1 pseudogene is annotated in these 436 nt (G+C 33.5%); it reads left to right on the top strand.

Features of this window, described 5'->3' with window-relative positions:
- Positions 1 to 436 (top strand): annotated as a pseudogene (locus NHF47_RS17080) (hypothetical protein); the annotation flags it as partial.

Here is a 436-nt window from a genome sequence, read left to right as displayed (position 1 = left end):
TTTAGCAGGAACCGATAGCCAAGATTTAACATTATCAGGAAACACATTAAGCTTATCAAACGATGCTACAACAGTAGATTTAAGCAGTTACTTAGATAATACTGATAATCAAGAGTTAAGTTTATCAGGAGCTACTTTAAGTATTTCTGGTGGTACAAATACGGTAGATTTATCTTCTTTAGCAGGAACCGATAGCCAAGATTTAACATTATCAGGAAACACATTAAGCTTATCAAACGATGCTACTTCTGTAGATTTAAGCAGTTACTTAGATAATACAGACAACCAAGAGTTAAGTTTATCAGGAGCTACTTTAAGTATTTCTGGTGGTACAAATACGGTTGATTTATCTTCTTTAGCAGGAACCGATAGCCAAGATTTAACATTATCAGGAAACACATTAAGCTTATCAAACGATGCTACAACAGTAGATTTA

The sequence above is a fragment of the Flavobacterium sp. NRK F7 genome, from assembly GCF_024054195.1.
In the GTDB taxonomy this organism is placed as follows: domain Bacteria; phylum Bacteroidota; class Bacteroidia; order Flavobacteriales; family Flavobacteriaceae; genus Flavobacterium.
This window is presented reverse-complemented; position numbering and strand designations above follow the sequence as displayed.